The sequence below is a fragment of the Virgibacillus sp. NKC19-16 genome, from assembly GCF_021560035.1.
Taxonomy (GTDB): Bacteria; Bacillota; Bacilli; order Bacillales; family Amphibacillaceae; genus Virgibacillus_L; species Virgibacillus_L salidurans.
In genome coordinates, this window is the sequence record NZ_CP074373.1 from 279340 (window position 1) to 293059 (window position 13720).

Here is a 13720-nt window from a genome sequence, read left to right on the forward strand (position 1 = left end):
AATTTCTGGGAAGCATGCTTCCTCGATATCCGCGCATACACTAATGCATTTGTCCTTTACGATAATTTATGTCGCAACATATGATGTCATATGGTTGATTATTGGAGGTGGAAAAATGTCGGCTGAACATTTTTATGGCGTATGTCAGCGATACAAAGGAAGGGCTGTTGAAATTAAAACCCATGATGGAAGAGCTCACAGAGGAATAATTAAGCATGTTGATAATAGAAGCGTATATTTACAACCCTTTGGCGGCAAAAGGAATTTAGGTGGATTTGGCTACGGATATTATGGTCCTGGTTATGGATATGGTGGCGGTGGCTTCGGCTATGGTCTTGCATTAGGGGCTATCGGTACATTGGCTTTATTACCACTTTTCTATTGGTAGAAGTTTAATACTGCAGTAAAAACACAAACTGCAAAACAGACGAGAATGTTTTCGTCTGTTTTATTTTTTTCAGTGATACAACTTAGGATATAAATTCCTCCGTCGACTTATGCAATAAATCTTTAGCCGTTTTTTTATTTTCCTCCATATATTTCTTTACGATGTAATAGCCAACACTATATCCTGCCATCTTGGGATAAAGACCTAGCCCGTATAATATACGCTGATGTCTCGGATCTGTTTGCTGGATGGTTTTATTTGGGATCACTAGTCTGTTCTGCATTTTTTCCAGCTGTTGATCTGTGTAATACGAGGTCCAGTCGGCTGTTAGTTTTTTCCCTAATCTTTCCCTTACTGCGTTTTCAGCTAGACCCTCCAAAATAATGGTGTCCAGTAATACGAAATCTTTCATGTTTTTCTGATAGTTGGATAATCGGCAAACATGGTGGTATTCATGGGTAAACAATGCTCTTATTTCATCTTCTTCGTTATCCTCTGAAATAAATAAGAATAATTTATCGCTGAATGCCAATCCTGATTTTCCATTGGAGTCCCGCATTAATTTTTGGTTATTTGTATCTGATGGAAAAAGAAAGATAGGTATATCCGGTCCGTCCCATTTTTCTTGGAGCTGCCGTTTCTCCTTATGTACCGTTTTCCATACGTTATTATTCTTTAATTTCTTTAGAAAATCTTCTGCGTTTTTGAAAGGAGAACGATACATACCATGCATTGTTAAGTATTCATAGATTTCGGAAGCTAAAACATTATCAAAGTAATCCACTAACTTTTCACATAGTTCGACTGGCTCATCATACAAATCCAGTAACCACTTATCTGTCCGAATAACGCCCATATTAGCACCCCTAACTGCACATTTTCTAACTATGCTATGCGCGAACAACGAACGTTGCGCATCTTTTTTTATAATCAGGACAGATACCTTCGCAAAATTTTTCTATTGGAATAATATATAGTACGTTTCATTAGGAGGTGTTATCTATATGCCAATGCCATTATTCCCAAACAGACCACCGCACAGGCCACCAGGGCCTAGACCATCGCAGAGGCCTCAGGGGGGATCCAGACCACCTATAGATCCAGGAGGTTCCGCTAAATCAAACTTAATGTCCATGTTTCAAACAGATGATGGCAAATTAGATTTTGATAAGATAACAGGTACTGGTAAACAGGTGATGGATCTATATAGTCAGGTGAGTCCTATGATCACAAAATTTATCAAAAGGTAGGAGCAGCAAGGGGGATTATATAGGAATAGCGGAACAAATCCCTCCTGCCAACATAAGGTGTTATTGAATAAGGGAGGGGGCCCGAATGTGGACACATATCTTGATTATTTGGCATTAATGGGTGTTGGTGGCGCACATCCTGGGGGACTGCAACTGACAAAGGAAATTCTATCAAAGGAAAATGTAGATCATACAACATCAATCCTTGACATTGGCTGCGGTACAGGTCAGACCTCTGCGTACATTGCCGAACAGTATAAATGTAGTGTTACTTCTATAGATAGCAGCAAAGTAATGATAGATAAAGCAAGACAAAGATTTTTATCCTTAGAATTACCTATTGAAGTGAAGCAGGGTAGCGTGGAGAATCTCCCTTTTGATACGGATTTCTTTGATATGGTCCTTTCAGAGTCGGTAATACAATTTACAAATGGCACTTTGGCCATCCCGGAATTGAAAAGGATATTAAAGCCAAATGGCGTGTTACTGGCTATTGAAATGGTACTTGAAAAATCACTTCCGGAAAAAGACATGAAGTCCATCATTGATTTTTATGGTGTTTCTCCACTACGAACAGAAGCAGAATGGGTAAGTGCTTTTCAAAAAGGTGGTTTCAAGCAGATTGGTGTAGAAAAATATGAAAAGAAATTTGATGGGGATGATGTGGAGAACGCCGCTGATTTCTCCCTGTCAGAAAACATAAAAGAAACTTACTTAACCATTCACGAACAGCATGAGCATTTATCCTATGTTTATAAAGATAGTTTAGGTTTTCGGATATTTCGATGCATGATATAGGAATACAGTGCCTAAGGGGATGTAATGGCAAATGACAGTTAGAAAAGCCACTTCTCGTGAGTCGCAGGAAATACTTGGTCACGCTTTGGATGTATTAAAGGAATCAACCATGGGTCATGTTGAACCAAGCTGGGAGAAAGCAATGCAAATGGTATCTCCGTTTTTGTTGAGCGGCGGATATTACCTTGTTTCTATTGAAAATAATGTCATTCAAGGATGGATCGGCGTTGGAAGCATAATGGATTATCATACGGGAGAAATGGTCGGGGTTATTCCGGAAGTTTATGTCTTGCCGCAATACCGTAAGCAGGGGATAGCGGAAGAGTTATGTGAGGGAGCATTCAAACAACTGAAATTAGAGGGATATAAGAAAGTACAGTTACATGTATATTCCGGGAATCATGTGAAACATTTGTATGAGAGGCTTGGTTTTCAGGAAGTTTCTTCACTTATGGAGAGAAATCTTGAATAGCGATAAACGATGTAAAAACCGGTTTTCCAGCTTGTGTGGATCACCGGTTTTTTTGGCAGACAGGAAAGTACAAAACTTTCCTGTCTGCATAAGTGCAACTAAGGCACTCGCCATAAAGACTTGCACTCCAAAGCATAAGGGTTTCTAAGAAAGCAAAGTACGCTTTCATAAGAATCCCTTTAACGTATGCCAAGTTTTCTAATGTATTACCGTCATTTGTCAATATCAATGAACTTTCTGCTTGCATTATTTATAGGAGTAGTAATTTTTGACACTCCATCTTTATATGCAGCTGTTGTTTCTTTTTCGGAAATGGTAAACGGTAATGTGACGAAGCGTTCCATCCTTTGCTCGGACTGTTCTTTGTGCTGATGCTTCTCTCTATCATTGATTTCTTCATAGATTGTAGTATTTTGGACAGCTATTCGAATCTGGTTCCCTACAATTTCCAGTTCAATCTGATCACGTTTGATTCCAGGTAATTTCGCCTGAATAACAACATCGGATTTTGTTTCATACATATCTACATCAAATGATCTTCGACTAAACAGGGAATTGAAATTTCTAAAGGAATCATTAAGAAAGGAATCCATCCCTTTCATCAGACCGTCAAACGATGAATTATTATTGTATTTATTCGAACTCATTTTTTTCACCTCTTTTTCTATGATTACACTTATAACTTATGCAAAGGTCTGCTCGGCAAACACTATGAAAACGGAATTTTCCACCGCCTATTTTTATGATAAAGAAACCAGGATTTTAGCCGATTTCCATCAATTCGACCTCCGGTATCCGATTTCTGGAAAAATGCGCGGTAGTTTTTCTTAATAGCCCATTCTGGCAAAAGTGATTGGATGACCCACGCAGGTTATGATGTGCTGCATATTCTATTAGGGTTAGGAGGTGTTAAAATGAGTGTAGGTGGATATGGCGCTGGTGGAGGATTTGCATTGATTGTAGTCCTTTTCATCCTGCTAATCATCGTTGGTGCCGGCGGTTTTGCTGGTGGATACGGCTACTAAATTTTGATTAGGATCAGGATATCAGTTTCCCTCCCGTAAACGTTTGTAAATTGCCGTTAAATAATAATTACCTCCTTTTATTTTATTATATATGACGGTAAGTGATATTACTGATTCCTCCTCTAAAAGGGCTGGCGAGATTACTCTTGTCAGTCTTTTTTTAATGGAGCAATAGGTTGTTTAAAAATGGGTGTTTTGACATACAAGATATAAACTGTGACGAAGCAGGAAATGGTTGGTGTATTCACCCGCTATGGAAATACACTACGCTTTCCGTGGGCGGCTGCCTGAGCCTCCTCGAGCTCCACTCTGCGGGGTCTCACTAGCCTTTAGCCCCCACAGGAGTCTCCGTGTATTTCCTACGCTAGCATTGGATTATTATATATTATTTTTAATAAACGAAACAGTTTCGTTGCTATCGCTAGTCCGACTACCCGGAACGATCCCGGACGGCGGAGAGTATTGCGCATAATGTTACATTCTATATTAACTGCGAAGGTTTAAAAGCAATAGAACTTACAAAAAGATCCAGAATTATAGGAGAAAAAATGAAAAGTTGTGACGTTTGTCACAGCTTATTTTCCCCTGTGTTGTTTACAATGAAAAGTAATACTAGGAATATCTACATTTCAGGAAAAGAAGAGGAGTGAATGTTACATGTCAGGTCCAGGTTTGAAACATATAGATAGTCACTCTGCCATTCATGAAGCAGCGCTAAATGAGGCGGAAGAATTAAACGAAATTCTCGAGTTCCTTTTAAAGAACGGGCAGGAAGAAAAGGCATTGGAAACAGCTTATGTTGCCGTTGAACATTGGGAAACAAGAACACTGCAACACGCGGACTCGGAAGAAGAAGGATTATATAAGGACTTGGTTGAGGAGTCACCGGAATTAAAAGATTCCATTATTGAGCTGACCCGCGATCATGATCTTTTGCGAATGCTTGTTAAAGAAATTAAGGAGATATTGGATTCGGATGGATTTAGTGATGCGGTCCTGCAGCGGTTCCAGGCTTTAGTTCTTGTCGATTTACTGCATAATCAAGAGGAAGAAAGAATTTTACCAAATCATTAATATAAAGTCATTCATAGGGAGGGATAGTCCATGAATGAAGATAAACAGCACCGGAGAAGAAAGTCGTTAAGGGTGATATCGCCGGATCTTTATTGGTATATAACCGGTAAATTTGAAGAACTCCATAATGTTCATACGTATGATATTCAAGCAGATGCAATCAAAGAGGAGACCGGGCTTCATATTCGATTAAAGTTTGGTGATCAATTTGCACATCAAGAAGAACAATTTTTTACATTTGAAGCAATAGAGGAGCAAAGTACCGAACTAGAGGGATTTGTGAAATCGACTGCGGATAAGTGTCAAGAAGTCATGGTTGCTGATTATTTCAAAATGATGAACCCTAAGTCAAAAGTTTAAAAAGGAGGAATTCAATTGTTTGGTTTTGAAGAGGATGCAGAATTTGTTCAGGACCGGGAAGATTTGATTTACGTATTACGAATGCGGTTTGGTGATCTATCTCCAGGGATTATTGAATCCATTTACGAGATGAATGATCTTGATACATTGGAGCGGTTGATATTGGTTGCGGCAAATGCGCCGACGTTAAAGGTTTTCCTGGAAGAATTGGAAGAGGGAACAGGGACTTTTCGTATTCACGGAGAACGCTTTAATCCAATCGACTCAGGTGCCGGAGGGAGCGAATAACGAATGGTGAAACGAACAAATAAATTATTGGACCAGCTAAAGCATTTGAAAAAAGGAAATCGGATTAATGATGGATTTACAGAGGAAAGTCCTCGTCCAAGGGATTCAGAAGATATTTACCGCCGCAGATGGCAATATGACAAAGTGGTACGATCTACACATGGGGTCAATTGCACCGGTTCCTGCAGCTGGAAAATTTACGTGAAAGACGGGATCATTACATCGGAAACACAGCAAACCGATTATCCGACAACTGGAGATGACTTCCCGGAATATGAACCACGTGGCTGTCCAAGGGGAGCGAGCTTTTCCTGGTATACATACAGCCCGGTTAGAGTGAAATATCCATATATCCGCGGTGACTTATATGAGATGTGGAAAGCAGAACGTGATGAAGGCTATGATCCTGTAGCTGCCTGGGAGAATATTGCGAGTGATCCGGTAAAACGGGATAAATATGTGAAATCTCGTGGTAAAGGGGGATTTATTCGTGCGGATTGGAAAGAAGTTTGCCAAATCATTGCCAGTGCATCCATTTACACCATTAAAGCGTATGGACCTGACCGTATTGTGGGTTTTAGTCCAATACCGGCAATGTCCATGGTGAGCTATGCGGCAGGGACACGTTTTCTTTCTTTAGTTGGAGGAACCATTTTAAGCTTCTATGATTGGTATGCTGACCTGCCACCAGCTTCACCACAAGTATGGGGTGAACAAACGGATGTACCAGAAAGTGCTGATTGGTATAACTGCAAATACTTTATTATTTGGGGGACCAATTTGCCACAAACAAGGACGCCGGATGCACATTTCATGGTAGAAGCAAGATATAACGGAACGAAAGTCGTTGGTGTCAGCCCGGATTATGCGGAATATGAGAAATTTGCCGACATCTGGATGCCGGCAAAAGCTGGAACAGATGCTGCACTGGCGATGGCGATGACGCATGTAATCCTGAAAGAATTTTATGTGAAGCAGCAAATACCTTATTTTATCGATTATGTTAAACGGTTCACGGACTTGCCTTTTCTCGTTACATTAAACGAGAGTGAGACGGACTGCCGATCTGATCGATTCCTGCGATCCTCAGATATCGAAGATACACAGGAACTTGGTGAGTGGAAGCCGCTTGTGTGGGACGTGAGTACGAATGAATTGGTTGCGCCAAATGGTACAGAAGGTTTCCGCTGGGACGGAGGGAATAAGTGGAATTTAAATCTGGAAAAAGAAGATGGAACAGAGATTGATCCAGAGTTAAGTTTCATTCATCAATCCGATGAAACAGCGATGGTGACTTTCCCGAATTTTGCTCAACAGAATGGCGACACCGTTAAACGTGGTGTGCCGGTAAAATATATAAATGATCATCATGGGAATGTGCTCAAGGTTACGACAGTGTATGATTTGATGATGGCCCATACAGGTGTAGGCAGAGACCTCCCGGGAGATTACCCATTAGATTATGATGATCCGAAGCCATTTACACCTGCATGGCAGGAAGGGATTACAAGTGTTAATAAAAATCATGTCATCAAGATTGCCAAGGAATTTGCAGATAATGCTGCGCGGACAAATGGTAAATCGATGATAGCAATGGGGGGCGGAACAAATCATTGGTACAATAGTGATCAAATTTACCGCGCTATTCTCAACCTGGTTTTATTGACAGGATCTCAAGGAGTCAATGGCGGTGGCTGGGCTCATTACGTAGGCCAGGAAAAAGTTCGCCCGCTGGAAGGTTGGCAACAGGTTGCGTTTGCCGGAGACTGGATAAAACCGCCGCGTCATCAAAACGGAACATCCTGGTTCTATTTTGCAACAGATCAATTCCGGTATGAAGTGGATGTAAATGATGATCAGACTCAGTCCAGCTGGGGTAGTAAGTATAACAACATGCATCCAGCAGATATCAACGCTATGTCAGCAAGACTCGGGTGGCTTCCTTCCTTCCCGCAGTTTACACAAAACTCCATTGACATGGTCAAGGATAGCAGGGAGCGCGGGGCAGATAGTGATCAGGAAATCATCGATGACGTTGTTAAGCAAATTAAGGACGGGAAAGTGGATTGGGCAATAGAAAATCCGGATGATCCAAAGAACTTCCCAAGAGTATTCTTCAATTGGCGTTCGAACTTACTTGGAGACAGCGGGAAAGGTCATGAATATTTCGCGAAGCATTTAATTGGCGGCGAAGATCAAGTTTTAACAGATCCGGAAGATTCATGGCAGCCTGAGGTAGTAAACGCAGAAGGGAAAGCACCTGAAGGGAAAGTCGACCTTTTTGTCAGTGTTGACTTTCGGATGACGAGTTCAGGATTGTTTTCAGATATTGTATTGCCTGCTGCAACATGGTACGAGAAATTCGATATAAGCAGTACCGATATGCATCCATTCGTCCATCCGTTTAATGCAGCTATTTCACCGCCATGGCAATCCAAAAGTGATTGGAATACATTCCGGGAGATTGCGAAGGTCTTCTCTGAGCTTGCAGAAGAACATCTGCCGCCGACAGAGGAGTTAATGATGACACCACTTGGTCATGATTCCACAGGACAGATTGCCCAACCGCTTGGAAAAATTAAGGATTGGCGCAAAGGTGAAGTTGAAGCAATTCCGGGGAAAACAATGCCGAACTTCCAAATCGTTAAACGCGATTACCCGAATGTGTACCAGCAAATGACGACAATTGGCCCTGAAATTAAAAAAGGCTATGGGGCAAAAGGCGTAAAAATAAAGGGTGAGGGTGTTTACAACGAATTAGAAAGCCGTCTTGGTTTATCAAAAAGAGATGGAATTGGCAAAGGACATCCTGATCTTTATACCGACAAACAGGCAATTGAGGCCATCCTATTAATGTCTGGAGCGACAAACGGGAAACGGGCTGTGGAAGGGTGGAAATCGCTGGAGGAAAAAACAGGTCAGAACCTATCTGATATTGCATCAGGTCGGGAAGAGGAAGCCTTCACCCTGGATGACTTAACTGCTCGTCCGCAGCATGCTATTTCAACACCGGTATGGAGCGGCTTGGAGAAAGACAATCGGCGTTATTCACCATTTACCGTCAATACGGAATATAAACTTCCGTGGCATACGCTGACAGGGCGGCAGAGTTTTTATCTGGATCATGAGATGATGCTTGATTTCGGTGAAGGATTACCTTTATATTTACCGCCATTAAACCATGGACCATTCTTAGCGAATGAAAAAGGGGTCGCCAGCAACGGAGATTCGATTACGGTAAGGTATTTAACCCCACACCAAAAATGGGGCATTCATACCATGTTCACGGATACGACGGCAATGGCCCAGTTATTTAGAGGCTGGCAGACCGTTTGGATGAATGAAAAAGACGGTAATTCGATCGGACTTAAAGATAATGATTGGATTGAAGTTTATAACAGAAATGGCGTGATTTCGGCAAGAGTGGTACTAACATACCGAATTCCAAAAGGGTTGGCTTACATGCATCATGCCCAGGATCGAACGCTTGGTGTGCCGGGAACTGCAATCAATAAAAAACGCGGTGGTACACATAACAGTGTTACACGAATTTCTTTAAAACCGACGCATATGATCGGTGGTTATTCACAACTAAGCTATGGATTTAATTACTACGGTCCGACTGGTCATCAACGCGATACCGTCGCCGTGATACGAAAATTGAAGGAGGTAGATTGGCTTGAGAATTAAAGCACAAGTTGCAATGGTAATGCACCTTGACAAATGTATTGGCTGTCACACGTGTTCGGTAACCTGTAAAAACACATGGACAAACCGCCCGGGAACAGAATATATGTGGTTTAATAACGTAGAAACACGCCCGGGACCAGGCTATCCGAAACAATGGGAAGATACTGATCGCTTCAAAGGTGGCTGGGAATTAAAGAATGGGAAGCTAAAACTTAAAGCAGGAGGCCCGATCACCAAACTGGCCAACATCTTTTATAACCCGGATATGGCCACCATGGAAGACTACTATGAACCATGGACTTACGATTATGACAATCTGATTCACAGCCCGAAATCGGAAAATCTTCCTGTCGCCAGACCAAAGTCGATGATCACCGGTAAATTTATGGATAAACCGGAGTGGGGCTCTAACTGGGATGACGACTTGGCAGGTGGAAGTGAAATCGTTCCACTTGATCCAAACGTGCAGGAATTGCAGGACCATATTTCCATGGAATATGAAAAAACGTTTATGATGTATCTGCCAAGAATTTGTGAACATTGCTTAAATCCATCATGTGTGGCTTCATGTCCATCAGGTGCGTTGTATAAACGTGATGAAGACGGTATTGTTCTGGTTGATCAGGATGCATGCCGCGGCTGGCGCTTTTGTATGAGTGGCTGCCCGTATCACAAGGTGTATTATAACTGGAATACACATAAAGCAGAAAAATGTAACTTCTGTTATCCACGTACAGAAGCAGGACTCCCAACAATTTGTTCGGAGACATGTGTTGGACGTATTCGTTATATCGGTGTTGTTCTCTATGATGCAGATAAAGTGAAAGATGCTGCTTCTGTGGAGGACCCGCAAGATCTTTATGAAGCTCAACTTGGCTGTTTCCTTGATCCGTTTGATCCTGAAATTCAAGATAAAGCACGCGAAGCTGGTATTAACGATGCATGGATTGAAGCTGCACAGGATTCACCTGTTTACAAGATGGCTATCAAATGGAAAATTGCGCTTCCATTACATCCGGAATATCGTACAATGCCGATGGTTTGGTATGTACCGCCACTTAGCCCGATCATGAACCACATTACCAATGAAGACGAGTTAAACACGGATGGCTACATCCCGGCCGTAGATCAAATGCGTATCCCGATGGAGTATTTAGCATCAATTCTCTCAGCCGGTGATACCGAAGTGATTCGCAAAGTACTGCTTAAATTAACAGCAATGCGCGTCTTCATGCGAGGAAAAACAGTTGGCGGCGTTGATGAGTTCAAACAAAGCGAATTGGTAAGAGAAGCAAATACAAGTCCCGAAGAAATTGAAGACATGGCACGACTACTCGGTGTGGCAAAATATGTTGAGCGCTACGTCATTCCAACAGGCCGCAGAGAAATGGACGATGATTTGGACTATCAACAAGGTGCCTGCAGTCTGGAGGATTTAGCACCACGTGAAGGGGCTGCAGCTACATTCGCATACGAAAGAGGCATGCTATGATAAAGCAGGAAGAACAGGCTGTTCTAGTCATCGCGTCCCGTCTATTGGGTTATCCCACGGATACATTTATTGAAGAAAAGCAGAATATCCAAGAATGCGTTGAGGAGAATATTGAAACAAGTGAATTAAAAATTGAGCTTATCGCATCTTATGATCCATTATTTCGCTTATCTTCCCAGGAAATAAGAGAATTATATGTATCCACGTTTGATCTGAAGTCGAAATTAGGTCTTTATTTGTCAGCACACGAGTTTGGAGATAGTTCAAAGCGTGGTGCTGCGTTAATAAAATTGCAAAAGATTATTAATGAGGCCGGTTTTGAACGTGAAGGTGATGAATTAGCCGATTATATGCCAATGCTTTTTGAACTCTTAGCTGTCGTACCTGAGTCAAAGTATCATGAGCGACTCTACAGGCGCCTTGCAGTAGCTATTCAGCGTATGTTAAATAATATTGACACAGAGAATCCGTATAAGGGTATTCTTCAGGTTTTAATGCGGTATATATTCCCTGAACCTACAACGGAAGAGGTTGCGAAATTGGAGTTCGACAGAGAAGAAGCAGATTTAGAAGAATTGCCTTATCCTATCATGTACCAATGATAGGCTGAGGCCATCCATTAACTAACCAAGGGGTGGTATAGATGGCCGATATTTTTTGGTGGGTCATATTCCCGTATCTAACAGGAGCAATCATGATTTTAGGACTCCTTTATCGCTATGCTTTCAGTCAACTAAGCTGGGCCGCACCATCAACAGAGTTTTTTGAAAAGAAATGGCTGCGCATTGGTTCACCCTTATTTCACTGGGGGATTGTTTTTGCATTTATCGGACATGTGATGGGGATGGTTATACCTATAGAATTTTATCATTTTTTAGGAATAAGTGATCATCTGTATCATGTCGGAGCAATTGTCGGTGGCGGTATTGCCGGTTTAATGGTCATCGTTGGTCTCGTGATTTTACTGATTCGAAAGATGGTCTTTGATCCTGTTCGTGTACATGCTACATTTGCAGATTTTTTCTCAATCGTAGCCTTGCTTATTGTAGCAGGAAGCGGAACATTTATGACAATTATTTATAACACAACAGTGACTGCATATGAATACAGGGAGACGATTGGGCCATGGTTCAGGAGCCTATTCATCCTGCAGCCGCAATATCAATTAATGGCAGGCGTTCCTTTGATTTTTAAATTACACGTCATTTCGGCTTTTGGGTTATTTGCATCTATTCCGTTTACACGTCTTATCCATTTTTACAGTGTTCCGGTGACATATCCATCACGGGCGCCGCAGCAATATCGTTCACGATCCGGGTATAAGAGAAAAGGGTAAAGGGTAAATAGAATAGGTGTACCAAGCGAACAGTGTATTTACTGTTCGCTATTTGCGTTTATAGGCTTAGCGCCATTCCTAAAACAAAAAGCAATCCAAATGTCCAGTGATGCCTGCCCGCCCATTTCATTGCAATCATTTCATCTTCGTGAGTTGCAGTCTTACGAAAAGACCAGCGAAGCCGATATGCTATGGGAAGAGCTAAAATAGTGATTATTGTAGTCCAGCTAACAATTTGGAAAATGATAAGGATAATCAGCTACAGATAAGAAGTAGCGAGAAGGACTGTTAACAGACGAACCGCATTCCTGCGTCCAAGTCTCATCGCTAATGTGTTGCGGTGTCCCTTGTCTTTTTGAAAATCACGTATATTGTTTGTCAGAATCATAGTGGAAATCAGTAGTGCATAGAGGAAAGCTATCATCAAGACTAGCCCGCCTGTAGCGTGGCCCTGGACAGTATACCCGAGTCCAGTTGTCACAAATCCCAAAAATAAAGCTGCCACGAGTTCGCCTAACCCTAAGGATGCTAAGGAACGCTGTCCGGCTGAATAGGCAAAACCGACCAGGATGCCGACAGTACCAATAAAGGCAATCCACCATGTAGTCTGAATGGAAATCCATGCACCTAAGATGATAGCCATGCCAATGATGGTCCATGCCACATAGGGGATTCTATGGTGCAGGGGTTTAGAACTATTCACACTTTCCGCAGCCACCCATTTTTCCTCATCCTGCCCATTGCTAAAATCATAATAATCATTGAGCATATTTGCAGAAGCTTGGATGAAGAGGGCGGCTATTAGTAACACTATAAGAATGTCAAACCGTATTGGCCCTTCTAAAGCTGCTAAAGTAGTACCTGCCAGTACTGGACTAATGGTTGCACTGAATGTCATTGGCCTCATGAGATGCAGCCATGAAAAACGATACACATAATTTCTTGCGTTAGAATTCCAAACTTGATTTTCTCGAATGATACCCATAATGCTTACCTCCCTTAAATGATTTATCAAAATGCAACCATAAGGCTAATGAGAACGATAAATCCGAATACTTCGATGGACTCCAAAACGGCCAGCCTGAATAATTGTCGACGCAACGGACTTTTATTCCCTTTGTCTGCTTCTTTCCAAAAATAGTCATCTGTGAAAATGATCATCATTTCCCTGTAGCCTACAAATATCCCCCATAGTAAATTGAAAATCCCAATCAGCAGAGCAGCCAGCCATATATTGCCGTAGGGTGTATTCCAAATAACATCTATGCTATGGATGGGGCCGAAGACGGTTCCAAGTAATATACCGGTCGCGATAACCCCGGTGCCGATTAATGCAAACAGGTGATGTGCCCATTTCATAAGTTGGATAAGGAATTGCCGCTGGTTAGCTAGTGACATTGACATTGTCGCAGGAAAAACTCCCCAGCCAATGAACATAATTCCCCCAGCCCACATAACTCCTAACGAAATATGACCGATAAGAAGGACCTCCCGCATGGTATCCAACACTCCCTATTCTATTTGGCTGTTTTCTAAAAGATTGTTGC

16 protein-coding genes are annotated in these 13720 nt (G+C 41.9%); 12 read left to right on the top strand and 4 right to left on the bottom strand.

What is annotated here, in order from left to right; translation table 11 throughout:
- The first annotated feature begins 115 nt into the window (after positions 1–115).
- Positions 116–388, top strand: a complete 273-nt coding sequence (locus KFZ58_RS01575) for a hypothetical protein (RefSeq protein WP_235793129.1) — start codon at positions 116–118, stop codon at positions 386–388.
- 82 nt (positions 389–470) lie between these two features.
- Here the strand turns inward: KFZ58_RS01575 and KFZ58_RS01580 are convergent, their stop codons facing one another.
- Positions 471–1244: a DUF2268 domain-containing putative Zn-dependent protease gene (locus KFZ58_RS01580; protein ID WP_235793130.1), complete on the bottom strand. Its 774-nt coding sequence runs from the start codon at positions 1242–1244 to the stop codon at positions 471–473.
- Between the two features lie 154 nt (positions 1245–1398).
- Here KFZ58_RS01580 and KFZ58_RS01585 point away from each other — a divergent pair, with 154 nt between their 5' ends.
- From KFZ58_RS01585 to KFZ58_RS01595, 3 genes are all read left to right on the top strand, one after another.
- Entirely contained in the window at positions 1399–1638 is a 240-nt protein-coding gene (locus KFZ58_RS01585) for a YppG family protein (protein ID WP_235794630.1), read from the top strand.
- Between the two features lie 87 nt (positions 1639–1725).
- Positions 1726–2436 carry a class I SAM-dependent methyltransferase gene (locus tag KFZ58_RS01590; protein WP_235793131.1) on the top strand — a complete coding sequence of 237 codons (711 nt, stop codon included), beginning with the start codon at positions 1726–1728 and terminating at the stop codon, positions 2434–2436.
- Positions 2437–2467: 31 nt separating this feature from the next.
- Positions 2468–2908, top strand: coding sequence for a GNAT family N-acetyltransferase (locus tag KFZ58_RS01595; protein WP_235793132.1), 441 nt, complete (start codon positions 2468–2470; stop codon positions 2906–2908).
- Between the two features lie 212 nt (positions 2909–3120).
- Here KFZ58_RS01595 and KFZ58_RS01600 read toward each other — a convergent pair whose 3' ends face one another.
- A complete protein-coding gene (locus tag KFZ58_RS01600) occupies positions 3121–3555 on the bottom strand; it encodes an Hsp20/alpha crystallin family protein (protein WP_235793133.1) in 435 nt (144 codons plus the stop codon).
- A gap of 267 nt (positions 3556–3822) precedes the next feature.
- On the opposite strand from KFZ58_RS01600, the gene KFZ58_RS01605 reads away from it, so the two are divergent.
- The 8 genes from KFZ58_RS01605 (at position 3823) to narI (ending at position 12173) form a co-directional block, all read left to right on the top strand.
- Entirely contained in the window at positions 3823–3933 is a 111-nt protein-coding gene (locus KFZ58_RS01605; RefSeq protein ID WP_235793134.1) for a YjcZ family sporulation protein, read from the top strand.
- Positions 3934–4590: 657 nt separating this feature from the next.
- Positions 4591–5007, top strand: coding sequence for a hemerythrin domain-containing protein (locus tag KFZ58_RS01610; RefSeq protein WP_235793135.1), 417 nt, complete (start codon positions 4591–4593; stop codon positions 5005–5007).
- Positions 5008–5037: 30 nt separating this feature from the next.
- The gene (locus tag KFZ58_RS01615) at positions 5038–5367 is read left to right on the top strand and encodes a hypothetical protein (RefSeq protein ID WP_235793136.1); all 330 of its coding nucleotides are present in this window, start codon (positions 5038–5040) and stop codon (positions 5365–5367) included.
- Positions 5368–5382: 15 nt separating this feature from the next.
- The gene (locus tag KFZ58_RS01620; protein WP_235793137.1) at positions 5383–5655 is read left to right on the top strand and encodes a hypothetical protein; all 273 of its coding nucleotides are present in this window, start codon (positions 5383–5385) and stop codon (positions 5653–5655) included.
- Positions 5656–5658: 3 nt separating this feature from the next.
- On the top strand, positions 5659–9345 hold the full coding sequence (locus KFZ58_RS01625) for a nitrate reductase subunit alpha (protein ID WP_235793138.1): 3687 nt from the start codon (positions 5659–5661) through the stop codon (positions 9343–9345).
- The gene (gene narH / locus KFZ58_RS01630) at positions 9335–10837 is read left to right on the top strand and encodes a nitrate reductase subunit beta (RefSeq protein WP_235793139.1); all 1503 of its coding nucleotides are present in this window, start codon (positions 9335–9337) and stop codon (positions 10835–10837) included. The genes KFZ58_RS01625 and narH overlap by 11 nt, the downstream gene beginning before the upstream one ends.
- Positions 10834–11439 (top strand): nitrate reductase molybdenum cofactor assembly chaperone, encoded by a 606-nt coding sequence (gene narJ, locus KFZ58_RS01635; protein ID WP_235793140.1) that lies wholly within the window; start codon positions 10834–10836, stop codon positions 11437–11439. The genes narH and narJ overlap by 4 nt, the downstream gene beginning before the upstream one ends.
- Before the next feature lie 41 nt (positions 11440–11480).
- Complete coding sequence (gene narI / locus KFZ58_RS01640) at positions 11481–12173, top strand: respiratory nitrate reductase subunit gamma (RefSeq protein ID WP_235793141.1); 693 nt, start codon at positions 11481–11483, stop codon at positions 12171–12173.
- Positions 12174–12432: 259 nt separating this feature from the next.
- Here narI and KFZ58_RS01645 read toward each other — a convergent pair whose 3' ends face one another.
- Together KFZ58_RS01645 and KFZ58_RS01650 are read right to left on the bottom strand one after the other, a co-directional pair.
- Positions 12433–13158: a prenyltransferase gene (locus tag KFZ58_RS01645; RefSeq protein ID WP_235793142.1), complete on the bottom strand. Its 726-nt coding sequence runs from the start codon at positions 13156–13158 to the stop codon at positions 12433–12435.
- 26 nt (positions 13159–13184) lie between these two features.
- Positions 13185–13571 carry a hypothetical protein gene (locus KFZ58_RS01650; protein WP_235793143.1) on the bottom strand — a complete coding sequence of 129 codons (387 nt, stop codon included), beginning with the start codon at positions 13569–13571 and terminating at the stop codon, positions 13185–13187.
- Between the last annotated feature and the right edge of the window lie 149 nt (positions 13572–13720).

Excerpts from the sequence above, each read along its gene's own strand:
- KFZ58_RS01575 (WP_235793129.1), top strand. The coding sequence starts at position 116 with ATGTCGGCTGAACATTTTTATGGCGTATGTCAGCGATACAAAGGAAGG.
- KFZ58_RS01580 (WP_235793130.1), bottom strand. The coding sequence starts at position 1,244 with ATGGGCGTTATTCGGACAGATAAGTGGTTACTGGATTTGTATGATGAG.
- KFZ58_RS01585 (WP_235794630.1), top strand. The coding sequence starts at position 1,399 with ATGCCATTATTCCCAAACAGACCACCGCACAGGCCACCAGGGCCTAGA.
- KFZ58_RS01595 (WP_235793132.1), top strand. The coding sequence starts at position 2,468 with ATGACAGTTAGAAAAGCCACTTCTCGTGAGTCGCAGGAAATACTTGGT.
- KFZ58_RS01600 (WP_235793133.1), bottom strand. The coding sequence starts at position 3,555 with ATGAGTTCGAATAAATACAATAATAATTCATCGTTTGACGGTCTGATG.
- KFZ58_RS01605 (WP_235793134.1), top strand. The coding sequence starts at position 3,823 with ATGAGTGTAGGTGGATATGGCGCTGGTGGAGGATTTGCATTGATTGTA.
- KFZ58_RS01610 (WP_235793135.1), top strand. The coding sequence starts at position 4,591 with ATGTCAGGTCCAGGTTTGAAACATATAGATAGTCACTCTGCCATTCAT.
- KFZ58_RS01615 (WP_235793136.1), top strand. The coding sequence starts at position 5,038 with ATGAATGAAGATAAACAGCACCGGAGAAGAAAGTCGTTAAGGGTGATA.
- KFZ58_RS01625 (WP_235793138.1), top strand. The coding sequence starts at position 5,659 with ATGGTGAAACGAACAAATAAATTATTGGACCAGCTAAAGCATTTGAAA.
- narJ (WP_235793140.1), top strand. The coding sequence starts at position 10,834 with ATGATAAAGCAGGAAGAACAGGCTGTTCTAGTCATCGCGTCCCGTCTA.
- narI (WP_235793141.1), top strand. The coding sequence starts at position 11,481 with ATGGCCGATATTTTTTGGTGGGTCATATTCCCGTATCTAACAGGAGCA.
- KFZ58_RS01645 (WP_235793142.1), bottom strand. The coding sequence starts at position 13,158 with ATGGGTATCATTCGAGAAAATCAAGTTTGGAATTCTAACGCAAGAAAT.
- KFZ58_RS01650 (WP_235793143.1), bottom strand. The coding sequence starts at position 13,571 with ATGTCACTAGCTAACCAGCGGCAATTCCTTATCCAACTTATGAAATGG.